21 protein-coding genes are annotated in these 24,143 nt (G+C 44.8%); 5 read left to right on the top strand and 16 right to left on the bottom strand.

Annotated features, from left to right (window positions below):
* Window positions 1–9: 9 nt before the first annotated feature.
* The 10 genes from ggt to AE2B122_RS07535 all read right to left on the bottom strand — a co-directional run bounded on the left by ggt (window position 10) and on the right by AE2B122_RS07535 (window position 9,632).
* Window positions 10–1,620 (bottom strand): gamma-glutamyltransferase, encoded by a 1,611-nt coding sequence (gene ggt / locus AE2B122_RS07580; RefSeq protein WP_175073610.1) that lies wholly within the window; start codon window positions 1,618–1,620, stop codon window positions 10–12.
* 40 nt (window positions 1,621–1,660) lie between these two features.
* Window positions 1,661–2,416 carry a Cof-type HAD-IIB family hydrolase gene (locus AE2B122_RS07575; protein ID WP_095218586.1) on the bottom strand — a complete coding sequence of 252 codons (756 nt, stop codon included), beginning with the start codon at window positions 2,414–2,416 and terminating at the stop codon, window positions 1,661–1,663.
* A 24-nt stretch (window positions 2,417–2,440) separates the two neighbouring features.
* Window positions 2,441–3,133: an HAD family hydrolase gene (locus tag AE2B122_RS07570; RefSeq protein ID WP_175073608.1), complete on the bottom strand. Its 693-nt coding sequence runs from the start codon at window positions 3,131–3,133 to the stop codon at window positions 2,441–2,443.
* Between the two features lie 76 nt (window positions 3,134–3,209).
* Window positions 3,210–3,683 (bottom strand): hypothetical protein, encoded by a 474-nt coding sequence (locus AE2B122_RS07565; RefSeq protein WP_175073607.1) that lies wholly within the window; start codon window positions 3,681–3,683, stop codon window positions 3,210–3,212.
* 263 nt (window positions 3,684–3,946) lie between these two features.
* The gene (locus tag AE2B122_RS07560; protein WP_095268430.1) at window positions 3,947–4,855 is read right to left on the bottom strand and encodes a hypothetical protein; all 909 of its coding nucleotides are present in this window, start codon (window positions 4,853–4,855) and stop codon (window positions 3,947–3,949) included.
* A gap of 62 nt (window positions 4,856–4,917) precedes the next feature.
* Window positions 4,918–5,724, bottom strand: coding sequence for an alpha/beta fold hydrolase (locus AE2B122_RS07555; RefSeq protein WP_175073605.1), 807 nt, complete (start codon window positions 5,722–5,724; stop codon window positions 4,918–4,920).
* 2 nt (window positions 5,725–5,726) lie between these two features.
* Window positions 5,727–5,924 carry a hypothetical protein gene (locus tag AE2B122_RS07550; protein WP_095218591.1) on the bottom strand — a complete coding sequence of 66 codons (198 nt, stop codon included), beginning with the start codon at window positions 5,922–5,924 and terminating at the stop codon, window positions 5,727–5,729.
* A gap of 100 nt (window positions 5,925–6,024) precedes the next feature.
* Window positions 6,025–6,435 (bottom strand): hypothetical protein, encoded by a 411-nt coding sequence (locus AE2B122_RS07545; protein WP_175073603.1) that lies wholly within the window; start codon window positions 6,433–6,435, stop codon window positions 6,025–6,027.
* A gap of 93 nt (window positions 6,436–6,528) precedes the next feature.
* A complete protein-coding gene (locus AE2B122_RS07540) occupies window positions 6,529–9,186 on the bottom strand; it encodes an MMPL family transporter (protein ID WP_175073601.1) in 2,658 nt (885 codons plus the stop codon).
* Window positions 9,183–9,632, bottom strand: coding sequence for a MarR family winged helix-turn-helix transcriptional regulator (locus tag AE2B122_RS07535; protein WP_245840325.1), 450 nt, complete (start codon window positions 9,630–9,632; stop codon window positions 9,183–9,185). Before AE2B122_RS07535 ends, AE2B122_RS07540 begins: the two co-directional genes overlap by 4 nt.
* 388 nt (window positions 9,633–10,020) lie before the next feature.
* On the opposite strand from AE2B122_RS07535, the gene AE2B122_RS07530 reads away from it, so the two are divergent.
* Together AE2B122_RS07530 and AE2B122_RS07525 are read left to right on the top strand one after the other, a co-directional pair.
* The gene (locus AE2B122_RS07530) at window positions 10,021–12,669 is read left to right on the top strand and encodes a glycoside hydrolase family 3 protein (protein ID WP_254593446.1); all 2,649 of its coding nucleotides are present in this window, start codon (window positions 10,021–10,023) and stop codon (window positions 12,667–12,669) included.
* A 55-nt stretch (window positions 12,670–12,724) separates the two neighbouring features.
* The gene (locus AE2B122_RS07525) at window positions 12,725–14,158 is read left to right on the top strand and encodes a glycoside hydrolase family 30 beta sandwich domain-containing protein (RefSeq protein WP_175073599.1); all 1,434 of its coding nucleotides are present in this window, start codon (window positions 12,725–12,727) and stop codon (window positions 14,156–14,158) included.
* Between the two features lie 53 nt (window positions 14,159–14,211).
* Here AE2B122_RS07525 and AE2B122_RS07520 read toward each other — a convergent pair whose 3' ends face one another.
* Window positions 14,212–14,568, bottom strand: a complete 357-nt coding sequence (locus AE2B122_RS07520; protein ID WP_095268425.1) for a DUF4440 domain-containing protein — start codon at window positions 14,566–14,568, stop codon at window positions 14,212–14,214.
* A gap of 145 nt (window positions 14,569–14,713) precedes the next feature.
* Between AE2B122_RS07520 and AE2B122_RS07515 the strand changes: the two genes are divergently transcribed.
* Window positions 14,714–14,980, top strand: a complete 267-nt coding sequence (locus AE2B122_RS07515) for a hypothetical protein (RefSeq protein WP_175073597.1) — start codon at window positions 14,714–14,716, stop codon at window positions 14,978–14,980.
* A gap of 29 nt (window positions 14,981–15,009) precedes the next feature.
* Here the strand turns inward: AE2B122_RS07515 and AE2B122_RS07510 are convergent, their stop codons facing one another.
* The 5 genes from AE2B122_RS07510 to AE2B122_RS07490 all read right to left on the bottom strand — a co-directional run bounded on the left by AE2B122_RS07510 (window position 15,010) and on the right by AE2B122_RS07490 (window position 20,006).
* Window positions 15,010–16,917, bottom strand: coding sequence for a BglG family transcription antiterminator (locus AE2B122_RS07510; RefSeq protein WP_175073595.1), 1,908 nt, complete (start codon window positions 16,915–16,917; stop codon window positions 15,010–15,012).
* 62 nt (window positions 16,918–16,979) lie between these two features.
* Window positions 16,980–17,312, bottom strand: a complete 333-nt coding sequence (locus tag AE2B122_RS07505; RefSeq protein WP_095218601.1) for a PTS lactose/cellobiose transporter subunit IIA — start codon at window positions 17,310–17,312, stop codon at window positions 16,980–16,982.
* A gap of 13 nt (window positions 17,313–17,325) precedes the next feature.
* Entirely contained in the window at window positions 17,326–18,675 is a 1,350-nt protein-coding gene (gene celB / locus AE2B122_RS07500) for a PTS cellobiose transporter subunit IIC (RefSeq protein WP_095218602.1), read from the bottom strand.
* A 5-nt stretch (window positions 18,676–18,680) separates the two neighbouring features.
* Window positions 18,681–18,992, bottom strand: coding sequence for a PTS sugar transporter subunit IIB (locus AE2B122_RS07495; protein ID WP_095218603.1), 312 nt, complete (start codon window positions 18,990–18,992; stop codon window positions 18,681–18,683).
* 135 nt (window positions 18,993–19,127) lie between these two features.
* On the bottom strand, window positions 19,128–20,006 hold the full coding sequence (locus tag AE2B122_RS07490) for a TetR/AcrR family transcriptional regulator (protein WP_175073593.1): 879 nt from the start codon (window positions 20,004–20,006) through the stop codon (window positions 19,128–19,130).
* A 201-nt stretch (window positions 20,007–20,207) separates the two neighbouring features.
* On the opposite strand from AE2B122_RS07490, the gene AE2B122_RS07485 reads away from it, so the two are divergent.
* Both AE2B122_RS07485 and AE2B122_RS07480 read left to right on the top strand, forming a co-directional pair.
* Window positions 20,208–23,444, top strand: a complete 3,237-nt coding sequence (locus tag AE2B122_RS07485) for an efflux RND transporter permease subunit (RefSeq protein WP_175073591.1) — start codon at window positions 20,208–20,210, stop codon at window positions 23,442–23,444.
* 66 nt (window positions 23,445–23,510) lie between these two features.
* Complete coding sequence (locus tag AE2B122_RS07480; protein WP_175073589.1) at window positions 23,511–23,885, top strand: hypothetical protein; 375 nt, start codon at window positions 23,511–23,513, stop codon at window positions 23,883–23,885.
* Window positions 23,886–24,143 lie beyond the last annotated feature (258 nt).

The following is a 24,143-nucleotide window of genomic DNA, read 5'->3' as shown; positions in this document are numbered from 1 at the left end:
TCAACCTTTCTAATACGAAGCGATACTGCCGTCTGCTCGCGCTTCTGTTCCTCCATATAATGTTCCGTTCTCTGGGTCACGCCAAATGACTTGTCCGCGCCCGAATGTAGATCTGTCCGCTTTCACTTCGATATCATGCCCTTTACGGATCAGTGCCTCCGCGATATGTTTCGGGAAATCTGCTTCTACGTGGAATGTCTTGCCTTTGATCCACTGCCAGCGCGGGGCGTCCAGAGCTGCCTGTGGGTTAAGCCCGAAATCAAGCATATTCATAACAACCTGAGCATGCCCCTGTGGCTGCATGAATCCGCCCATTACACCAAATGGTCCAATAGCCTGATTATCTTTCGTCAAAAAGCCTGGGATGATCGTGTGGAAAGATTTCTTTCCGCCTTGCAAACTATTTGCGTGGTTTGGATCAAGACTGAAATTATGTCCGCGGTTTTGCAGCGCAATACCTGTTCCTGGTACGACCAGCCCGGAACCGAAGCCATGGTAGTTGCTTTGAATGAAGGAAACCATATTCCCATCATTATCTGCCGTTGCCAAATAAACCGTTCCGCCTGCTTTCGGTTCGCCCGCCTCCGGTTCCTGTGCAGTCTCCCCAATTAGGTCTCTTCTTTTGGACGCATAAGCATCTGACAGCAATTCCTCCACAGTGACAGGCATATGCTGCTCTTCGGTTATGTATGCATGACCATCGGCGAAAGCAAGCTTCATCGCTTCCATTTGCTTATGATATGTATCAATTGATTCTTTTTCTTGGAAAGAAAAGCCTTTTAATATATTCAAAGCTGAAAGAGCTACTAACCCTTGGCCATTCGGAGGAATTTCCCACACATCGTAGCCACGGTAATTAACAGAAATCGGCTCCACCCATTCCGGCTCGTAAGCTGCCAAATCCTCTTTTGTTAAGAAGCCGCCATTATCAGCAGAAAATTCCGTCATTTTAGCGGCTAGTTCTCCCTTATAAAAAGCAGCCGCATCTGTACGCGCTATTTGCCGAAGCGTTTCCGCATGATCAGGAGATCTCCATATGTCCCCGATTTTCGGAAACTCTCCGTTTGGAGCAAATGTGTCAAACCAACCATTGTACATCGCTTCTGTACATGACGTGCTGAACTTTTTGTACGCGCGTTCCCATAGCTTGGCAACTGTCGGCGTTACCGCAAACCCGTTTTCAGCATAGTAAATTGCTGGCTGCAGCACTTCTATCAATGGAAGCTTACCGAATCGCTTGCTGAGGGCCGCCCATCCGCCTGGTGCCCCTGGCACCGTCACCGGCAGGAAGCCATGCAAAGGCATCTCTTCATGTCCGAGTTCTCTCACTTTATCAATGCTAATTGATTGTGGTGCAGGACCGCTGGCATTCAAACCATATAGCTTGTCCTTGATCCAAACAAGTGCAAAAGCATCACCGCCGATTCCATTCGAAGTCGGCTCCACAACTGTCAGCATGGCTGCAGTTGCAATAGCAGCATCGACTGCATTGCCGCCTTTTTTCAGCATATCCAGTCCTGCTTGTGCAGCAAGCGGCTGTGACGTTGCTACCATTCCTTGTCTTGCAATAGTCGTCATACGCTGTGAATGATATGGGTAATACAAATGATCTGTCTTCATTCTGTCTCCCCCTTATGTAAGAAGCCCGGGAATACCGGGCTTATGACCATCCTAGCAGATGATGGATCGCTTTAGCTACCCCATCGGCATCATTTGTATCCGTCTGATAGTTTGCAACTTCTTTGACTGCATCCTGGGCATTGCCCATCGCTACGCCGCATCCGACAGCTTCGATCATCTTAATGTCATTCAGGCTATCACCCATGGCAATTACTTGCTCCATTTTGATATCAAGCCGATCACAGACTTTTTGTACCGCTTCTGCTTTGTTGATCCCGACTGCATTGACCTCGATATTCGTCAGACTGGAATTGGACAGCTCCAGCTCATTTTTATCGGAAAGTGCTCTGACAATTGCTTCCCGCTTTTCATCGTCGAATGTATCAAAGCCGAATTTCAGCCAATCATATTCCTCCATATTTGCAGGGAAATTACCGCGGAACACATGCTCCGTGCTGACAGCCCAATAATGCGTGTCATACTCATCAGCCAGCCGCTTCATCTTTTTGATCAAATCATCCTCGATCAATTCACGCTCTAGCAATTCACCCTCAGCAGTCCAGATTTCACTTCCGTTTACTGTTACCAGAAAAGACTGCAGCCCAAGATCATCTGCATAAGGCTTACATGTCCGAATGCCTCGGCCTGTGCTCAGAATGACATGAACACCTTCCTCCTGCGCCCGTTGTATCGCCTCTCTATTCGCATCTGACACTTCTTCACGCGTATTGAGCATTGTTCCATCCATATCAAGTGCGATCAGTTTGTAATCCTTCCGTTTTACGTTCTCAGCCATCCAATCTCCCCTTTATGTAAATGCTTAGTCCATGTCCATTATAGTATAGTCGCCTTTATTTTTCCTTTCAGACCGATTCCAGTTAGCTAGCAAAGCTGGCAGTACGCGCCAATCAGAGAAACTCGGCACTCCCTCAAGTTTCCCACCGAAGAAGACCGGCTGCAGACCTGCATTTCTGCTCCCAGCCACATCAACCTCTGCATGATCTCCGACAAAAACAGCTTCCGATGCAGCGGCCTCCACCTCTAACAGCGCCATTTCAAAGATTGCCGGATCCGGCTTTCGTAAGCCGACCACTTCAGAAATGATCAAGCTTTGGCAATGCCAGTACAAGCCAAGCTGTTCGATCACCTGCTGTTGTAGCAGAGCCGGCCCATTTGTGACAATGCCCAATGTATAAGACATACTTAGTTCCTGCAAAGTCTCAAGCGCTTCCGGAAATGCGACCGCGAACTGCGCCACATTATCAAAATAATCAGCAGTCAACACAGGCTCCATGCTCATATCCAAGGAAAATCTGCTTAATAGTGCATGATAGACAACCGGTTTCTCCACATAGCCATTTTGATCTAATTCCAGAAATGCCGCTGTAAAATCTGCTTCACTAACTCCTGCCAGCTCAGATTGAAATCGCTGAAATTGATCAGCCAAGAACCGCTGTAATGTAGTATGCCTGTCATGGATTGTTCCATCCAAATCGAAAAGAATTGCTTTCATACTGTCTCTCCGTTTCTCTTTTTCTCCATCATACGCCATTTAAAAAAGAATTCAACGGTCCTGACAAAAGTGCAAGTCAATTCTGGTTCCGATAATCCCACAAAATACGCCATTCTCCTTTTTCCTTTGTGACATAAACATACTGCACAAAGGAAAAGCGCCCGTACTTCCCTTGATAATTCTGTTTGACTGTATAGGAATAGACATCTTTATAGGTCTGTCCATTTGGTTCTGCTCGCCACTTCTTCTGCTTTTCTCCCTTTTCTATTTCAAATGAAAAAGTATCTGCACCAAAATGACCCATAAATACATGAGAACGATCCGTCACATAATCCTTAAGTGGAAATCTGACCTGCAAATCCTTATGCAGCAAGCCCCAGGAGGTCGCAAATTCTCCCTTCTGTTCTAACGTATAAAAATCTTCTACAGTCTTTTTAGACTGATTAGGAGAAGCACCTTTCAGCAAGAGGGCAAACAGACAAAGCAGCAGCATAATAAGCAAACATATGGCCATCAGTTGCTTACGTTTGAACCTCCGGTAATGATGCATAAACCAAGCCCCCTTCAGGACTAGCTTATTCACCACCGATTAAAGGTAGTATCAAAAAAATGAATGCGATAAAAGCGGTTAGTCAAATACAAATCCAAACTCACTCAAATTCTCAAATAAGATTTGCGTAAGTTTGGATTGTTTTATTTCAAGAAAGTATTAAGCTTACCTTGTGCAGTGTATTTCGCAGCGGCAGATCAAGATAGTACATTATTAATTAATAATCGCTTAATTGATCATTAAACAAGACCATTCTGACCAGTTTATTGTTTCTGCATCTTTCCAAAGGATTCATTTGTTGCATAAAACCCACTGCCCTTACCGGTGTACAATGCGAGCTCCCGTTTTTCCTCATCAGTTGCTTCATCTCTGATACAAAGAAAGTAGAGGATGCTCACGTCCATCTCGCGATCCTCTTCACTTCCCTCCGGCCCAGCTTGATGATCACGAAGCTCGTCAGCGTTGGCCTCCATGCCCCATTTTATATGATGGTAAAAGTTATCGAATGTCCTTTCTGCATCTGCAGTGATATTCTCCGCCATATATTCCTGTTTCACTTGCTCTATATCATGTGTGCGTATATATTCCATGAACTCTTTTCCATCGCCATATTGGAAAAATTCTCCCCAAAGCGTCGGTGTCCGTTCTCCTAATTGGAACAGCATCAAATATTTGACTTCAAATCGTTCTCTTTCCTCGGCATCCCGTTCCCCGCGCTCTGAAGCGTCTTCGGTTATTTCCCCATCGAAGAACCGCAGACAAAACGTCTTATATTCCTTTTCGAATTGACGCATCACTTCCCATAAGCGGTGAATATCCTTATTGAATAATTCCTTCCGCCGGAAGATCGAGGCAAGAAGGAAGAAGCGGAATAAGCCGCGGAAATGTGTATTGATTTTCATTTGGCTCCAATCATAATACTCTCTTCGAAAGGCATCATTAATTCTTTCCAAATAATCATAATCCATTGCCTGCTTCAGTCTATCGATGTGCTCTTCATCCACCAATTTTGTCGGACGCACTTTTAACGTGTCATACTGCAGTTTCAGCTGCTCCCGATGGCGATCGGAATTTTGCATTGGGCGTTTACGTGCTCCAGTGTTGTAGAAAACTGCAATTCCGACAAGTACAATAACAACTGCTAAACCTACAATCGTAACAATTCCATTCATCTCTTCTCCTCCTGGCCATGGCAAATAGAGCTGACACACTTGTCAGCTCTATTTTGTTACTTTTAGCTTTGCAATACACGCAGCAGCTCTTGATTGAATTTTTCTTTCTCGTCGAACATAAGTCCATGGCCGCTGTTCTCAAAAGGAACGATTGTTGAATTGACGATACCGCCTGTCATTTCTGTAGCGAAATCAAACGGACAAATCTCATCCTTTTGACCATGGAAGATATATGTCGGTGTACTGATCTGCGCTAGCTCAGCACGTAGATCCTCATCACGAAGTGCTTCCATCGCCTGAATCGTGCCATGTCCGCTAGCTTCCAAGCCAAGATGGAAGAACCATTCTTTGAAAGGCTCAGAATGATTTTGAGCAAAGAACATATTACCGAAGTCCTGCAGGGTTTTCGGACGATCCGTTTGGATTTGCTCAATCATATCATCTGCCTCTTCCTTCTTCATACCGAATGGATAAGCATCACGCTGTGTGAAAACAGGAGCTGCTGCTGACAGCAGAAGCAGCTTGTTCACTTTAGCAAGACCGTATTTATTCATATAACGAATGGCAATCGGACCACCCATCGAAAAGCCAGCTAAAACGAAATTATCAAGTCCCAGATGCTCGACAACAGCATGTACTGCTTCTGCCTGTGCATCATAGGTGTAGCTGTTCCATGGCTTATCCGATTTTCCGAAACCGAGCAAATCGATACCGATGAAACGGTAGCCATGCTTCGGCAGTTCATTCATTTGATACTCGAACATTTTGTGGCTTACCGGCCAGCCGTGCAAGAAGACTACAGGAATGCCTGTACCTATATCCTCTGCGAAAATGTTATATCCTGATTCTGATTTGATCACATGTGCCATTATTATCTCCCCTTCTTGTTATAATCTCGTTCCCTTGGTTCTTTCTTTTCTCTTGTTCTCAATTCTCGGAATAAGAAAAATGCCCCTACTACACCTGAAAGAATGGTGAGCAGAAGAAATAGCGTATTTGTAGTAAATGCAAAGAATAGTAGGAAGACAAGCGCCAGGATGAAGAATCCAAAATAGCCTGCTATCTTCATACGCCTCACTCCTTCCAGTTATGTTTTTATGTTCTTGCTTCTTTATACCCGTTAGGCACCACGATTAAGCAAAAGAAAAAAGCATGCCTCCTTAGCATGCTTAATGCGTGTGCAAGACAGTGCCTTCCGGTCCGATTAAATTGACCTCCAGTTCGATTTCCCGGTTGATGTCATCTTCTAGATCATGTGCTTCCACAACATCCGCTGCTTCTCCTTTCACTTCTTCCCAAACAGTCAGCATATGATGATCGACTTCCTCTCCCTCGTTCTGAATTCGTAAACTGATAATGCCTTCCGGCTCAAAACCAACTCCCAGTACTTCATACGTATCATAAGCAGCCAGCTCCTCGACTGCTGTATTGTTCACTTCCTCCAATGCGTGTCGGATCATCTCTTCGTGGACATCATTATACGGAACAGGATGGGTGGATCGGTCGGTGAAGAAAAAGAGCAGGCCAGCTATCACCATTGTCCCAGCCAAAACAAGACGCAATCCAAGGCTTCGTTTCATCTGCATACCTCCATTCCTTGCTACTATATGCCGTATAGTATGGAAACTTGTCCATAAAAAAGGAGCACGCCTCGCGCGGCGCACTCCTTTTACTTATTTATCTTCTTCTCTTTGTTTCCGTTTGAACGGCCACCAGTTCAGCTCGCCAAGAGTCGTAGCGACTGCTGGGATAAGCAGCGGTAGTATCACGAGTCCATACAATAATAGACCAATAATGATTACTGTTGCGACTTCCAGGAGCGTTAACACACCTGATGGCATCATGGCAGCAAATGTACCTGCCAAAATGATAGATGCGGTAATGATAACTCCGCCCATTTTCTTCATAGAGTGAATCATGCCTGCCTGCAGATCACCACGCGCTTCTTCGGTGAATCGATCAAGCAGGAAGATGGAGTAATCGACCCCAAGTGATATCAAGATAACGAAACTGAAGAACGGAACAGCCCAGCTAACACCGGCATAGTCCAACCCGTTGACAAAGATCAATTCGGTGATGGAGATAGCAGTATAGTAGGTAAGCAGCAAGGATCCGATCATGTAAGCCGGAATGACCATAGAACGGAACAGTAAGGTCAGGATGATGAATAAACCTACCATCATGATGACCATCGTCCGGGAAAGATCTGATGTAGATAGATCTTCCAAATCGGCGTTAGTGCTTGTTACTCCTCCATAGACGATTTCCGCATTTTCATAAGGTGTATCCTTCACTTCTGCATCGATACGGTCCTTAATTGTTTGCAATGTCTGAATCGCTTCCTCAGAATATGGATCAGCATTCAATACGACATCAAGCGTTACACCTTCCCCATCACGGAAAGCATACGTATCGATACTTTCCTGGAAGTCACCCTCCAAAGCATCCTCCGGAATATACATACCAGTCTCGCGGACTGTCTCACTGTCGCTAATATCACGCAGTGTATCAGATGCCATTGTCAGTCCATCTGATACTTGTGTTAGTCCTTCGTTTGCCGAACCAACACCATCTGCTAGCTGCTGCAATGTTTCCGTCAATGTACCAACCTGTTCCTGCTGACCTTGCAATTGCGTATCAGCTTGTTCCAGACCTGTTTGAATTTGTGCTAGCTGCTCGCTGATTCCTGCCAGCTGAGCAGATGCTTGCTGGACGTTACCAGTTTGCTGCAATTGGCCAGTTACTTGCTGCAGCGCAGTATTGACTTGCCCAAGGCCTTCTGTCGCATCAGATAATCCGCCACCGCTTGATGAACCAGCCCCGCCAGCCTGACCAGATATTTGGTTCAGTCCATCTTGTACTTGTGTCAGACCATCCTGCACCTCGCCGATACCATCAACTGCATCATTGATACCATCCGCGATTTGAGCCGTTTGGGAATCTACATACAAGTCATCAATTTTCTCACCCGTAGGCTGTGTTGCTGTCCGGACTTTTTCCACACCATCAATCTTGCTGATCGCATCACTCAGATTATCCAGATACGGCAGAGTATTTGCTGTGGTAAGATTTTCATCGTCATTGATGACAACCTGTATCGGCATCGCTTCCCCTTTTCCGATAGCGTCCCCGATAGCGTTGAGTCCTTTTATTGAATTATAATCACTGCTGATTTCCTCGGTAGAGTTAAAGGAAACTTGTTCATCGTACGTAAGTACAAACGGCACTGTAATTACCGCTGTGATTACCAGGAACAGCACCGGTCTTGCTACCGAATGTCGCCCAAGGAAATGCCAAAGCTTGTTATCTCCATGAGAGGCAGCCTTTTTGGAAGGCCAAAATAGTTTCTCGCCAAGCGTTACCATGAACAATGGCAATACCGTCACGAGGACAATCAGCAATACCGCAACCCCTACTGCCACACCCACTGCAGATTGGAAGATAGCAAACTTCGCGAAGAAGATAGATGCAAACCCTACGAATACCGCAATGGCACTAATGAATAATGTACGTCCGGCTGTCCGATAAGCCGTAACAGTAGCTTCGACTTTATCATGACCATTAGCAAGTTCCTCTCGGAAACGGCTAAGCAGCAGGATACAATAGTCGGTCCCGATACCAAATAAAATTGCCACCAGGAATGTCTGGGTAAACGTTGAAATCGGAAAGTCCAACGTGTCTACTAAAATAGCTAGAATACCCTGACTGATCAAGTATGTAATACCTACAGTGATCAAAGGAACGAACGGTGTCACGATGGAACGGAAAACAATCAAAAGCAATGCCACAATAATGAATACTGTAATCAGCTCGGTCTTCTTCAAACCATCTTCAGATGTATTGGCGAAATCCTGATTAATCAATGACGCACCTGTCACATATGCTGTTTCATCGTCAGGTACAGCATCATAGATCTCCTCAGAGATTCTCTCGGCTTCTTCATCTGACCCTTCCACCGTAACCGGCATCATGACTGTCTTTTTATCCTCTGACATCATTTGATCCTGTATTTCTTGATTATCCGTCAGCGGTGTTGTTATCTCACTTACTCCATCAATTTGTTCGACTTTATCGATGACACCCTGAATCATATCTTCACTGTCCTGATTCAAAGCTTCGTCGAGCTCGAAAACAACACTAAGTGAATTACTATTCTCCCCGGCATCTTCTAAAATCTCGCTTGCCCGGATGGAAACCGCATCTTCTGGAAGCTGTGTCTGCCCCTTATCTGATGCAAGCTGGGTCAGATTCGGTGAAAAAATCGTCAATCCAACCGCGATCAAGATAACTGCAATCGCGATAATCCATTTAAAACGAATGATTGTCCTCAATCTTCTCTCTCCCCTTTTTTAAGCTGTTCTTTTACATCTGTGAAAATTCGGATGAATGCTTCTACGTCTTCGTCCTTAATATGCTCGAAAAGCCCGCAAAATCTATCATAAATAGCTTCCTCGGCTTGTTTCAGAATCTCTTCCCCATCTTCTGTAATTTGTACAAGCTTCGTCCGCTTATCCCCTTCTGAATCGACCCATTCCACCCAGCCCTTCTCATGCAGCTTTTTCAGCCGATTGGAAATCGCACTCTTATGTACTTGCTGCACGATAGCCAAGTGGCCAGGCGAGGAAGCTCCGTACAAGCTCAAGATTTTTATCAAACCAACTTGCTGCGGTGATACCTCCTTGAACACGTCATACGCTGACCCTTTCTTATGGAACAATTCGGTTGCCATGAATGACACCTCATTGAAGAGATCAATTGCTTCTTTCAATTTATCCACATTAGTTTACCCCCTATACCAATTCAGTTTATACCCTAAACTATAAGCAGTCAAACTTTTTACTAACTAAAAATATTATCTAACCAGAAAAAAACATGACAATATGAATGGGTACATATAGGCAGCAAGCGATTCATCCCCATATTAAACCAGAATATAGGCTCACGAACCCGAAAGAATATATTCCCATTACACTGCGATTACAAAAGTGCGTGTATAGCACTGTACTTTTCCTAGTTATACCCTTTTCTTAGTGTATTAGAAGGGAAAACCTCCATGGTAGAAACAAACAGTTTCGTCTATTCCCTTCCTTGTGCTGTTTCCGTAGCATTATACGAGGAACAGACGCCGCCACGTCTGACAGTTTTAAAAGAGGAGTGGAATTATATTGGCTAAGCTTTCACGCTTTCCGATCATCGGATTCATTACTGTATTACTTGTAGGACTTATCGCAGCTCCATTCCAAGCTTTTGCAGAAGAAGCAGATAAGCCTTGGATGAATGAGGATCTGTCCACTAAAAAGAGGACAAACCTGTTACTTGATGCTATGTCACTTGAGGACAAGGTCAGTCTCATCACAGGAAATTTAAACAATTATTATGGATACTACAATGAAGGAATGGAGAAATACGGGATTCCTGAATTAAAAATGGCTGACGGCCCGGCTGGGGTCAGAATTGCTAACCCAGATATACAGAACAAACAGTCGACTGCAATGCCGGCTCCAATTGCCCTTGCAGCTTCATGGGATACAGATGCAGCAGCTGCATACGGAGATGTGCTAGGTAACGAAGCCTTCAATACGACACATAATGTATTGCTCGGTCCTGGTCTTGATATCGCGCGGAATGCATTCGGTTCCCGTAACTTCGAATCTTTAGGGGAGGATCCGATGCTGCAATCCCGTATCGCTGCCTCTTACATAAATGGTGTACAAGACAATCATGTTATGACAACAGCCAAACACTACCTGCTTAATAATCAGGAAACATTGCGTTTCACCAATGATTCTCAGGCAAGTGAACGTGCTATTCATGAGATTTATGCCCGTCCATTCCAAGCAGCAATTGAAGATGCTGATCTTAGCAGTATCATGTGCTCCTTTAATAAAGTGAATACGGAATATGCTTGTGATAGCAAGTCATTACTAACTGATCTGCTTCGCGATCAGCTGGACTTCGAAGGCTTTGTTATGAGTGACTATGGTGCCAACATCAGTACGGTGAACTCCATCAATTCCGGACTTGATCTAGAAACTCCAGGAGAGCCAATTGGTAAATGGGGCGATAATCTGCTCCAGGCTGTTAAAGATGGTCAAGTGAAGGAAGAAACAGTCAATCAGAGCACATACCGACTGCTTTACCAAATGTTCGATAAAGGCTTGATTGATCATCCGACACAGAATAAGCAGATTGACACAGCAACTCATGGACAAACTGCTCGTGAAATAGCCGCCGAGAGCATGGTATTGCTGAAAAACAAAAAAGACGTTCTGCCAATCCAGGACAATACAGATTCCATTGCTGTAATCGGACCTGATGCAGATAATGCATCAGCAGCCGGCGGCGGAAGCTCGCTCGTGAATCCAACGTATACTGTAAGTCCGCTAGAAGGTATCAAAAACCAAGCTGGGAAAAATACCGAAGTCAGCTATACAGCTGGAACGGATCCAATCAGTGCAGGTGACGTTATGCCTGGACCTGACGCTGTCCCTTCTTCCCTGATGCACACTGAAAAAGATGCATCTGAGAATGGATTAAAAGCGGAATACTGGACGAATAAGAACTTTGAAGGAAACCCGTCACACGAACGTACAGACAGACAAGTTAATATGAACCTTGGATTCTATAACTATGAAGGCTTTAACTCTCAGTCACCTAAACTGGACAAACTGCCGACAGACTTGAACGGCATGATGTCCGCTCGCTGGACTGGTGTAATTGAAGCTCCTGAGAATGGAACATATAATCTATCCACTACTAGCTTCGGTACAAGTAAACTTTATTTGGATGGCAAGCTGATTGTCGAGAATGAAGGAAAAGAACTTGGAACAAAATCCGTTGAAGTAGATTTGAAAAAAGGCGAGCAGCATGATATCAAAATCGAATATCAAACAGATTATGAAACTGGAGATGGCCGTGATTATGGCGGTCAAGTGAGATTCGGCTGGGAACCTGCAAAAGGCGTGGTCGATGAACAAATCAAAGAAGCTGTCAAAGCTGCCAAGAAAGCAGACAAAGCTGTCATCGTCACACGCACATATGATAGCGAAGGCTATACAGATCGTTCCGACATGGAATTGCCAAACAACCAGCAGCAGCTGATTGAAGAAGTTTCAAAAGTGAATAAAAACACGATAGTCGTGAATGAGAGCGGAATCGCAATTGAAATGGGCGACTGGCAGGACGATGTCAAAGCTATCGTTCAAGCTTGGTATCCTGGTCAAGAGCAAGGAAATGCCATTGCGGATGTCCTCTTCGGAGACGTCAACCCATCTGGTAAGCTTCCAGTGACATTCCCTGTCGATGAAGACAAGACGCCAACTAAAAGCGAAGATCAATTTCCTGGAACAAATGGCGTAAACAACTACTCAGAAGGTGTATTCGTCGGTTACCGCGGCTATGACAAACAAAACTTGGAAGTAGCTTATCCATTCGGATACGGCCTTTCTTATACCGACTTCAAGTATCGCAATCTGCATACAAAAGTGAAGCATAAGAAAGATGATACTAGCATTGAAGTAAAACTTAACCTTCGTAACACAGGAGATACAAAAGGCGCAGAAGTCGTCCAAGTATATGCAGGTGAACTACCGACAAACGATGTAGAAACACCTGAAAAGCAATTAGCCGGCTTTGAAAAAGTTGAGCTGAAAGCTGGTAAACAGAAGTCCGTTAAGATTAAGCTAGATCCGAAAGCATTCTCTTATTATGATGAAACGAAAAATGAATGGGTCATGCCTTCTGGCGAAGTGCCTGTGTATGTGGGCAGCTCATCTGAAGATATTAGATTAGAAGGTACTGTGACCTTGCCATAACAAAAAGAAAACATCCTGCAGATATCCTGCAGGATGTTTTTATAAGGAGGAAATGATGAAAAGACTCGTTTTCCTTCTTTTAATCATTCTATGCTTTTTCCTGCTAATGGATAGGTTTAAAGAACCCCCTACCCTAGCAGACAGCTGGCTGACGACCGGAGATGAGCAGCATCTTCTGGAAAAACAGCCTGCTAAATTATTTCTGGATGACAAGCAGGATCTCCCCACCATTTATGTCGATAAACACAAAATGTTTCAGCAAATGGAAGGCTTCGGCGCAGCAATGACTGGATCAAGCGCCTATTTGCTCGAGCATAAATTGACGGCACAAGAACGTAACGCGCTATTTAAGGACCTGTTCACCGACTCTGGCATTGAATTGTCCTATGTTCGCCACACAATCGGAGCTTCAGATTACAGTGTGGATGATGTAGGAAATCCATCTTCCTACACGTATGCAGATCAGCAAGGTCCGCCCGAAGATCCGCTGCAGCATTTCTCCACTGCACCAGATCAAACCGTGATGGACATGCTGAAACTAGCAAAGATAAGCAACCCCGAGCTGCAATTGATGGGTACGCCATGGACTGCGCCACCGTGGCTGAAATACGGAGAGCACACATACAATGGCTCCTATCTAAATTACACAGATCAGCGCACCTATGAGATTTACGCCGATTATTTTCTGCGGTATTTGGAAGCTTACCAGGCACAAGGACTGCCTATCGATCTGCTAACCGTGCAAAACGAACCGCTGTTTGAAACAGCAGCCTATCCAAGTATGTCAATGAATGCAGCAGAGCAGCAATACTTTGTCCAGAACTTTTTGGGCCCGGCAATTCAGAATACAGGTTTGCAAACATCTATCCTTGCTTATGACCATAACTGGGAAAATAGTAAAGACTATGCGGATACAGTATTAAATGGCGCCTCAGATTATACAGCAGGGACTGCTTATCATTGCTATGCTGGCAATCCAAAAGACGCTGCAGAATTACAGCAGCTTCATCCCGAGAAAGGCATCTACTTTACAGAGTGCAGCGGCGGAGCATGGAGTGAGGATTTCGGAGACAACTTAAGCTGGCTGATGGATCAGGTGATCATCGGTACAACCCGGAATTGGGCCAAAACGGTGCTTCTATGGAACTTGGCATTGGACGAGACAGGCGGACCAACAAATGGCGGCTGTACGAATTGCCGAGGCGTCGTCACAATCGACAGCCAAACGAGCAGCATTAAGAAAAACGTTGAATATTATGCTCTTGGGCATATTAGCAAGTTTGTCCAGCCGGGGACCTTTCGTATCTCAAGTACCGAGCTGCCACATCTCTCGACTGCCGCTTTTTTGGATCAAAAAGAAGATAAACTCATCATGATTGCAGCAAATACGAGCGATAGTACACAAACGTTCCAGATGGCAGAGGAGAACCAGTATCTTCAATATACACTCGCCCCTCAATCTGCGATCACCTTTGTCTGGGATAAATGACGATGATAATATTCAGCATAAAAAAGGCGGTCTGCTTCATGCAGCCGCCCTTTTCATTTTCCTGCTGGAGTTCCTTGATGAAATAACATCCGCCAGCCGCCTGGCTGATAACGCCAAATGGAGCTTCGCAGCTGTTCTCCTCCCGACGCTGTATCACAAGTCCGAAATGTAGCGAGAACTGTGTCCTCAGATAGAATACGCACATCGAAATCCCTGATATCTAAATCGACTGAATCCAAGCCATTTGTGACAATATCAATTTTACTGAATGATTGACCGGACGATCCATGCTCCAAATAGTCTTCTGTCAGTAAATTGCCGACAGTGTCTGTCGATAGTCTCGTGTCATCTTCCAGCAGGGACCTTTCTAATTGCAGAATTGTCTCTTTCACTTGCAACTGTTCATCCATCTCGACTCGCCTCGCTTTTTTTCTTAATTATATCCTTACGTCCATTCTATGAAAAGGGTTTCAAAATACAACAAAAAAGACTTACCAACTGTATTTGTATACAAATGTGAAAACTGGTACAGTATTTAAAAGATGAGGTGACAAAATGGAATTCAAAAGAACACCGCTCGTTGCGGCACTATTGAGCTTTCTATTTGCTGGCTTGGGTCAGTTTTATAATCAGCAGCATTTGAAAGGGACAATCTTCGTCCTGATCAATCTGATCAACTTGTTCCTGATGTGGTTTGTTGTCGGTCTGTTCACGTTTTTCATTTTCTGGATCTATAATATCTATGACGCCTATAAAATGGCAAAACGCGCGAATATGAAGCTTGCCCGTCAGAGCGGTAAAGTCGAGCCTTCCACGAACTAAAAACAGCTGCCCATCTGAGGCAGCTATTTTTATATTGATACAAGCACCTTATGGAAGTCCTCATATGACTCGGCCTTTAATAGTTTTTGAACATGTTCCGGCTCTTCGATAATGCGGACAAGCTGCTGATACATGCCGGTGAAATCCTCATCACTTTCCTTCTCGATACATAAAAGACACACAAACCGCACTTGCTTACCTGCCCAGTCGATCGGCTGTTTCAAGGTGCAGATAACCCACAAAGTCTCTTCCACTCTAGCTTCAATTGGATGCGGCACAGCTACAAAATTTCCAAAACTAGTTGGCGCCATAGACTCTCTCTCATATACAGCAGTAAGAAAATCCTCCCCGACCTTCCCATCAGATTGCAGTACCTCTGTTAAATAAGCCAAAACTTCTTCCCGACTCCGTAAATCCTGCTGCAGGAATACATAAGCTGGCTTTATATAGCGGATTTGCGGACCAAAATGAAGGTAAGCTTTTAGTTTCGAAATAGCTTCTTTATCCAAGATGACAGGTACAAGTATCACAGGCAAGGGCGTGACCGTCGATTCAATTGGGATCGTACTGATAATCAAGTCAGCATCCCATTCTTTTTCGCGCAGCAGGCGATAATATTCAATCGTATCGATGATGTCCAACTTGTCCGGAAAAAGAGATTGCAGCTTATAGCGCAGCAGTTGTGCACTGCCTGCACCTGATGCACAGACTAGCAAACATCTAATTTTTCGTCCCGTTTTCCCGCTCCGCTCTAAGGCAGCACCGATATGCAGTGCCAAATAACCGATTTCCTCCTCTGCCAGCTGAATGCTAATCTCTTTTTCTACTGCACAAGCACCAATGACGGCTGCTTCAAATGCAAGTGGATAATGCCGCTTAATATCCTCCAGCAGAGGATTCCTTACATTCATAGCATACAGGTGGCGGTGCACAGCTGGCTTGAGATGCAAACTCAACCCATGCAGCAGCTCCTGATCCGACCTGAGATCTAGCCCTGTCTTATCATATATCCTCGCTACAATTGCTGATGCCAAGTCCGGCATCCCTATGTGACCATCCAATTTACTCTTGGAGACATAATCCGTTCCCATCAAATGGATCGTCATATAAGCTACTTCCACCTGCGGGAAAAACAGATGAAGCTCCGCTTCAAGCATAGCGGTAAGCTGGGCTGCTTCCCGGAAGGCTGGCTGCTGGATAATATCTTGCATGGCATCAGGGGCGAGCTCAACATATTGTTCATCCTTGATACGTCGGCAGGCGATCGCAATATGCGTAACCAAGTTCTGCACAGCTACATCCGACAGCATCAAATTGTTTTCCGTCACGAACTTATGTACAATATCATGCACATAGCGAATTTCCGCCTCAGAGACGATAGCATCCGGTAAGCTGTACGGCTTATGCCAACCAGCCTGCTTCGAAAAGAATGCAGACAGGAAATACCGTTTTTCTGTCTCTGTTCCCGCAATCCGAATGCCATACTTCGGCTTTTTCTGCAGATCCAGTCCTGATTGCTGTAACAAAGATCGCACTTGCTTGAGATCGTTTTGCACTGTCGGAAAACTGACGAAACATGCTTGCGCCAAATCTTCCATCTTGATAAAACTATCTGCTAAGAGTAACAGCTGCATAAGATGATTCACTCTTTCTGCAGGTGTCTCTACCCGCGTATACAAACGCTCCTGCTTCACTCGAATAGTTTCCTGCAAGTACTGCTGAAATAGTTTTTCCTCAATGACTATCAGCTGATAGCCTTTTCCTCGTAAGGATTCAATTTTTGCGTAGTCCGCTGGCAACTCCTGCTGCAGCAGCTTGATATCAGAACGCACTGTCCGCTCTGAAACAGCCAGTTTCCTTGCCAGCTCATCCGCTGTCAGCGTGCGCGATTCAGATGACAAGAAAGTCAATAATTCCAATAGTCTCGGTTGCAGCATACAGATCCACCCCCATATCCTCCATGCCTATGCAAAAAAGGCGATCAAATGACCGCCCAGCTTCAAACTGACCCTTTAGCAGCTGCCTGTCTGGCCAGCTCCTCCTGCAAATATATGATTTCTTCCGCCAATTCCCTTACAGTCATAGCATTCATCAGGTGATCCTGCGCATGCACCATCAACAGAGTTAAGGTCGTTTGTTCGCCGCCTGCTTCGGCAGTGATAAGCTCAGTCTGGACATGATGCGCCTGATTAATCGCTTCTTTGCTAGCCTGAATTTTCTGTCTTGCTTCCTCAAAAGCATGCTGTCTGGCTAGTATCATTGCTTCCATCGCATAGCTGCGGCCATCACCGCCATATAGTATCAACTGAAATGCTTTCTCTTCTATATTCATTACGTTCCTCCTTTTACCTGCTGACCGGACCTGTGCTGTCCTCTGATGCTGCCACTTCACGCTGTCTTGCTTCCTCTTCCTTCAGCTGGTTTTTCTCCAGAGCGCGGAAGAATGGATAATAGATAAGCATCGCAAGCGCTAGGTTGATCAGCTGAATGACAGCACCTGAGATTTTCCCTCCTGTTGCCAAATATCCAGAGATGAACGGGGGCATGGTCCAAGGAACAACAATCCCGGCTGGTTTCGCCACTAGACCTGTGCTCATCCCAATATAGGTGGTGATGACCATCACGAGCGGAACAGTGATAAACGGTATGATCATAATCGGATTCAGTACAATCGGAAGACCGAAAACGATCGGTTCGTTTATATTGAAGATCGCTGGACCAGTCGCTAGCTTACCCAGCTGTTTATTTTGCTTCAGCTTCGCCCGCCAAATCATGATCAAAACCAAACCGATCGTCGATCCGGATCCTCCGACATGAATAAACACTTCAAAGAATTGAGCTGTAAATATATGCGGCAAATCTGTGCCGGCAGCAAAAGCCGTTGCATTCTCCGCTGTCGCCTTCAGCCAAATCGGAGACATGATACCACCGACGATATTGGCTCCATGCAGACCACAAACCCATAGCAGTACGATCATCAATTCTGCGACAAAGCTTCCGATGAAGGAGGAACCGACGAGCGTAAGCGGTGATCCAATAACAGTTGCAATCAAATTATGGATATCACCAAACGAAGTTGCTTCAACAAGCAAACGAATAAGCCAAACAAGGATGATGACTGCAAAACCTGGAATAAGTGCAACGAATGATCGTGCTACAGCCGGCGGTACGCCATCTGGCATGCGAATGACGATATTCCTTTTAACAATGATTCGATACACTTCGGTAGCGAACATTGCTACTAACATTCCGACGAACAAGCCGCCGCTGCCTAGCAAAGAAACCGGCACGAAATTGGCAGTAGCTTCTCCAACTTGGAAAGGACTGTAAGGCGTTGCAAGCAAAAATGCAGATAGTGCAATTGCACCTGAAGACAGCGGATCTACACCGTCTGATTCATAAGCCTGCGCCAGTCGGTACGCTATACCGAAACAGGCAAAGATCGCCATAACATCAAACGTCACATTAACTGGATATTGCAGCTTCGTACTCCATGACTCTCCAAAAATTCCAGCCATGAAATCAGCGTATCCAGGTATCGGTAAGTTACCGAGAATAAGAAATAGCGATCCGACAATGATCAATGGCATTGTCAGGATGATACCATCCCGCAGTGCTACCAGATGCCGCTGTGCTGCAACCTTACCAGCAACCGGCATCACCTTCATCTCAAGAAAATCATTGAATCGGCTCATCTACCTCACCCCTTCTTCGCAAATAGCGATTCAGCATGATGAAGCACGTTTTTTCCGTTCCCAGTACCATAATCGACACTATTGATTACATCAACCGGAATACCGCGCTCTTCTCCTAGTTTTTTCATCTGTGGCAGCATATAGCGTACTTGTGGTCCAAGCAGTAGTACTTCCGCATGTTCGATATGTTTTTTCGCCTGATCGGCTGATACAGCTTGGATATGATAGGTTTTCGATTCTGCTTCTGCTGCCTTTTGCATTTTTGAGACAAGCAGACTAGTAGACATTCCAGCAGCACACACGAGTAAAATATTCATTTTTCTACCCCCTTCGGTTCTTACTCTTAATATACTGTGAAAGCGGTTACATTTCCTGCTATTCTTTTGCCGTATCATAACGGAAACTTGTTTAAGTACAAGAAAGCCGGCATGCATGCTGCACCCGGCCTTCACTCACAGTACTTTTATATCCAGAAGCCTTGCTAATTCCCGGCGTAAGTCATCCAGTTCCTCAATGCCTTTAAAGTTGGCTGACAGTCCTTGAATAAGCAGCTTTCTTGGCTCCTTTTTTTGTAACTCTTCCTGTATCATTTCGACTACACCTTGCAGTTCTTGCACTTCCTGTATTTCTGCATCAAGCGTAAGGATGACAATCTGCATGCGCTCCAATACTTGTTTCACTTCCCGTTCCTTCATCTCTTTCTCGAAAATGGAAGCTGAGACTGGTGTAGCATCTGTCACGAGCGGTTCTGCTTTCCTTTTCAAAAGACCTTCTACCATATCATCCATCCGTTCGAGAATATAAGCAGCAGTCTTGTCCAAATCGAGTATCAGCCCATGAAGAAGCATATCCCCAATGATTTGGAAAAGTATCCCTTCCTGCAAGATCCGCAAATCCTTTAAATAAGGCTTGCTTACCTCGCCATAAACGTCCAGCAAGTCAAGCTCCGTTTTCCGTCTGCCCTTTTCCATTTCCTCCAGAAAGAACAGTTCCATTTCTTTACCTATATCGGAATCAATATCATGACGCTGCATAACGATGAAGTTTCCACGTTTAACAAGTTCCCGCATCATGGTTGAAAGACGCAGCTTCGCTTTCTCACGGCTGTTTATATCCTGTCGATCAACTTTTTCGATTTCCTCCGTTATCAAACCAAAATGATAACGAAGGATTTCCGCCATCAGTTCATCCTTAGATTTAAAATAAAGGTAAAATGCTCCCTTGGAGAGCTTACTCGCTTCTGCAATCTCCTGGATACTAGCTGCATGATAACCCTTTTTGGCAATAATCTCGGTGGCTCGTTCAATTATTGTGATTTTTTTCTCCTGCATATTGCCTTCCCTTTCGACTGACCGGTCGGTCATAAGTGTGTTAAGAGTCTGTGAATAATATATGAATCCTTAGATAAATTCCTTGTAAAAGCTATTGAACTTCCTTATATCCTTGATATAATTGTTGCATTGCAATGTGGTTGCCTATAGTATAGAGGAATAATGACCAGTCGGTCAAATAGAGGTTAAAGGAGCTGGACCGTGAGAAAGTTTATCAACTTTTCGTTAAAAAATAAGGTTGCCGTATGGTTGCTTACCATAATGGTTGTAGTGACAGGTATTTATGCTGGAACAAATATGAAACTGGAAACACTACCTGATATCAGTGTACCAGTCCTCACCGTAACGACTACATATCCTGGCGCACCGCCAGAGGAAGTATTGGAAAGCGTAACAGAACCAATCGAACAGGCTGTACAAAGCTTGGATGGCGTAGAAAATATAAGCTCGACATCTTTACAGAATGCTTCTACTATCCAGTTGGAATACGCCTATTCTAAAAATCTGGATGATGCAGAAACAGAAGTGAAGGAAGCACTTGAGAATGTACAGCTTCCAGAAGATGCAGAAGAACCAACAGCAGCACAAATCAATTTAAATTCCTTCCCAGTCATCACACTTAGTGCTTCTAATAGCAATCAGACAATCGAAGAACTAACACAGACTGTCGAATCTGATCTCCAGCCAGCACTGGAAGGTATTGAAGGTGCCTCGTCTGTCGGTATTTCCGGCCAGCAGGTGCAGGAAGTACAAATCACTTATGATGAAGATGCATTAACTGAGAATGGTTTGACACAGGATACTGTTGGTCAAGTCATTCAGAACAGCAGTGATTCTTACCCGCTTGGTCTGTACCAATTCGGTAACAGCGAGAAAAACGTTGCTGTAGACGGCAATATTGTTACACTTGATGATTTGCGTAACTTGGAAATTCCGGTTACAGGCAGTGCAAGTGCACAACAGGCACAAGGCGGTCAAGGAGCGGCTGCAGGTCAAAGCGGCCAGGCGGATGCTGCAGCACAAGCAGCGCAGGCAGCGCAGGCTGCACAAGCTCCCACTGAACTCCCTACTGTCCAGCTGCAGGATGTAGCAGAAGTAGAAGTTGTCGGTGAAGTAGAATCTATTTCCCGTACAAATGGCGAGGATTCCATCGGGATCGATATTACGAAGGATCCAAACGCTAATACTGTAGAAGTTGTTAATGCAGTAAAAGATGAAATCCAGCAGTTTGAAGATGATAACGATGGTATGACTATCACTTCAACAATGGACCAAGGTGCACCAATTGAAGATTCTGTCCATACGATGGTAAACAAAGCACTGTTCGGTGCCATTTTCGCTGTGGTCATCATCCTCTTGTTCCTGCGGAATATCCGGTCCACAATCATTTCCATCATTTCGATTCCATTATCGATTTTGATCGGTCTGATATTGCTATATGAAATGGATATCAGCTTGAACATTATGACATTAGGAGCCATCACCGTTGCAATCGGCCGGGTAATTGATGACTCGATTGTTGTTGTAGAAAATATCTACCGCCGTATGTCATTGGCAGATGAGAAACTGCGCGGTAAAGAATTGATTATCGATGCAACACGCGAAATGTTCGTCCCGATTCTATCTTCCACTGTAGTAACAGTAGCAGTATTCCTTCCTCTTGGATTAGTTGAAGGACAAATCGGTGAATTATTCCTGCCATTCGCATTAGCTGTCGTATTCGCTTTATTGGCATCCTTGCTCGTTGCGGTTACCGTTGTACCGATGGTAGCACATACGCTATTCCGCAAACGATTGGATCGCGGCACTAGCGAAGAAGAAGCAAAAAATTATGTACACAAAGAAGAAAAGCCAAGCAAACTGGCGAATTTCTACAAGCGTGTCCTGAATTGGAGCTTGTCGCATAAAATTATCACTTTTGTTATTGCGCTTGCTTTACTAATAGGAAGTCTGTTCCTAGTTCCTTCGATTGGTGTCAGCTTCATTCCTAGCACTGGTGAGAATATGGTAGTTGCATCTTATTCACCTGAACCAGGCCAAACACGTGAGGACATTCAAGAAGTTGCTGATAAAGCCGAGGATATGTTGCTTGATCGCAACGGCGTTGAGACCTTGCAGTACACAATCAGCAGCGGAGGTAATCCACTCTCCGGTTCAACTGGTGATTCAGCCCTCTTCTATATGGAGTATGCTGATGATTATGAGGATATCCAAAGTGAGACAGAAGCAGTCGTTGATGATCTGCAAGCCTTGTCAGACCAGGGCGAGTGGGGATCCATCGACATGACAGGCACAAGCAGTAATACGACGCAGTACTACATCTACGGTAATAGCGTCGAAGATATTCAAACTGCTTCTCAGCAGGTCATGGATCTTATAGAAAACGATGATAACTTCACGAACGTAGATTCTGATGCATCAGAGCAATATGATAAATATACAATAGTAGCTAACCAGGAAGAACTGGCTCAGTTAGGTTTGACAGCAGCTCAAGTTACTGGCCAGCTGTCCAACATCGGCAGCCAGCCGTCAATCGCCACTATCCAGAATGAAGATGGCGATGAGTTGGATGTTTATGTGCAAGTAGCTAACGAATCCTTCGAGGATAAAGAGGATCTTGAAAACACTACAATTCAAACATCACTCGGAACAGAAGTAGCATTAAACGAGATTGCCGAGATTGAAGACGGTCAATCTCCGAATACATTGCAGCGCCGTGATGAAAAGCTTTATGGTTCTGTATCTGCTGATATTACAAGCGATGATATTGCAACAGCTACTAGCGGTCTGCAAGAAGAAATTGATAATCTTGATTTGCCTGATGGCGTAAGCATCGATCAGGGCGGGGTTTCTGAACAGATCAACGAATCATTCAGCCAGCTTGGTCTTGCTATTCTAGCAGCAATCGCGATTGTCTACTTCGTACTAGTATTGACATTCGGCGGAGCACTGGCACCACTTGCCATCCTATTCTCCCTGCCGTTCACAGTCATCGGTGCATTGGTAGGATTGCTCATCGGCGGTGAAACAATCAGCGTTTCCTCCCTCATCGGGGTGCTCATGCTGATCGGTATCGTTGTAACGAATGCTATCGTTCTAGTTGACCGTATCATTCACAAGGAAAAAGAAGGCATTTCTACTCGCGAAGCAATTCTAGAAGCCGGTGTAACTCGTCTACGTCCAATCCTGATGACAGCCATTGCCACAATCGGCGCCCTTGCACCACTTGCATTTGGATTCGAAGGCGGCGGTTCCGTCCTTATCTCGAAAGGACTTGGCATCACCGTAATAGGCGGTCTCATCAGTTCTACCTTGCTGACACTTGTTATCGTACCAATAGTGTACGAAGCAACAACACGCTTCAGCATGCAAGAGCATCATAAGCTAGAGCGTCAGCGCCGCAAGGAAAGAAAACAGGCGAAGAAAGCCGCTAAGTAATAAATAAACACAGAAAAGCCTGCAGTTATCCACTGCAGGCTTTTCTATTAGATGGGAGGATTTAATATGAAACCAGAACGAATACTGACTGTTGAAGCATCAGACTCTCTGAATTTTCTCCTGTATGTCCATAATTATGCTAAACAAGAAAAGCACTGCTATCCGTACATACCAGGAAATCCGTGGAATCTACAAGAGCAATCTATTTTACGGCCTTTACTACAGCAGCTATGGAACGAAACCTTAGCTGATTCTACTTATCCTTCTCTGCCTATCGACCATCAAAAAGAAAGGTTCAGATCACTTTTTTGTGATGAAATCAGCTTTGAGTACTGCTTGGACACCTTCTATTCATGGTGGGGAAGCATGGCAGGAAGCATGGCTATTGAACGTTTTGTCGATCAAGACAGCCACAATTCGTTGTATACCTTTTCCTTTTAACCAACAAAGAACAACTAACCATTAACCTTCTTTACGAAAACGACATTCTAGGCAGCCCCATCGTTGATAATCAGCTGGTCCTTAGCTTAAGAGAAACCTTTGTGAGAGAGGAAATGATAACAACAATGCAAGATCGCCTAACTCTTAAAGGTAATAGATAAGAAAGCTTGCGTTATATGCACATATTACAACTCGTATACACTTGTAACGCGCATAGAGGGGAACCATCTACAGTAAAAAGAGGCTGGGACAAAAGTA

Origin of the sequence: Terribacillus sp. AE2B 122 (assembly GCF_902497585.1) — a bacterium.
GTDB classification, from domain to species: domain Bacteria; phylum Bacillota; class Bacilli; order Bacillales; family Amphibacillaceae; genus Terribacillus; species Terribacillus saccharophilus_A.
This window is presented reverse-complemented; position numbering and strand designations above follow the sequence as displayed.

Excerpts from the sequence above, each read along its gene's own strand:
- AE2B122_RS07525 (WP_175073599.1), top strand. The coding sequence starts at position 12,725 with ATGAAAAGACTCGTTTTCCTTCTTTTAATCATTCTATGCTTTTTCCTG.
- AE2B122_RS07550 (WP_095218591.1), bottom strand. The coding sequence starts at position 5,924 with ATGAAGATAGCAGGCTATTTTGGATTCTTCATCCTGGCGCTTGTCTTC.
- AE2B122_RS07515 (WP_175073597.1), top strand. The coding sequence starts at position 14,714 with ATGGAATTCAAAAGAACACCGCTCGTTGCGGCACTATTGAGCTTTCTA.
- celB (WP_095218602.1), bottom strand. The coding sequence starts at position 18,675 with ATGAGCCGATTCAATGATTTTCTTGAGATGAAGGTGATGCCGGTTGCT.
- AE2B122_RS07510 (WP_175073595.1), bottom strand. The coding sequence starts at position 16,917 with ATGCTGCAACCGAGACTATTGGAATTATTGACTTTCTTGTCATCTGAA.
- AE2B122_RS07555 (WP_175073605.1), bottom strand. The coding sequence starts at position 5,724 with ATGGCACATGTGATCAAATCAGAATCAGGATATAACATTTTCGCAGAG.
- AE2B122_RS07545 (WP_175073603.1), bottom strand. The coding sequence starts at position 6,435 with ATGAAACGAAGCCTTGGATTGCGTCTTGTTTTGGCTGGGACAATGGTG.
- AE2B122_RS07480 (WP_175073589.1), top strand. The coding sequence starts at position 23,511 with ATGAAACCAGAACGAATACTGACTGTTGAAGCATCAGACTCTCTGAAT.
- AE2B122_RS07565 (WP_175073607.1), bottom strand. The coding sequence starts at position 3,683 with ATGCATCATTACCGGAGGTTCAAACGTAAGCAACTGATGGCCATATGT.
- AE2B122_RS07560 (WP_095268430.1), bottom strand. The coding sequence starts at position 4,855 with ATGAATGGAATTGTTACGATTGTAGGTTTAGCAGTTGTTATTGTACTT.
- AE2B122_RS07490 (WP_175073593.1), bottom strand. The coding sequence starts at position 20,006 with ATGCAGGAGAAAAAAATCACAATAATTGAACGAGCCACCGAGATTATT.
- AE2B122_RS07570 (WP_175073608.1), bottom strand. The coding sequence starts at position 3,133 with ATGAAAGCAATTCTTTTCGATTTGGATGGAACAATCCATGACAGGCAT.
- ggt (WP_175073610.1), bottom strand. The coding sequence starts at position 1,620 with ATGAAGACAGATCATTTGTATTACCCATATCATTCACAGCGTATGACG.
- AE2B122_RS07575 (WP_095218586.1), bottom strand. The coding sequence starts at position 2,416 with ATGGCTGAGAACGTAAAACGGAAGGATTACAAACTGATCGCACTTGAT.
- AE2B122_RS07520 (WP_095268425.1), bottom strand. The coding sequence starts at position 14,568 with ATGGATGAACAGTTGCAAGTGAAAGAGACAATTCTGCAATTAGAAAGG.
- AE2B122_RS07495 (WP_095218603.1), bottom strand. The coding sequence starts at position 18,992 with ATGAATATTTTACTCGTGTGTGCTGCTGGAATGTCTACTAGTCTGCTT.
- AE2B122_RS07505 (WP_095218601.1), bottom strand. The coding sequence starts at position 17,312 with ATGAATATAGAAGAGAAAGCATTTCAGTTGATACTATATGGCGGTGAT.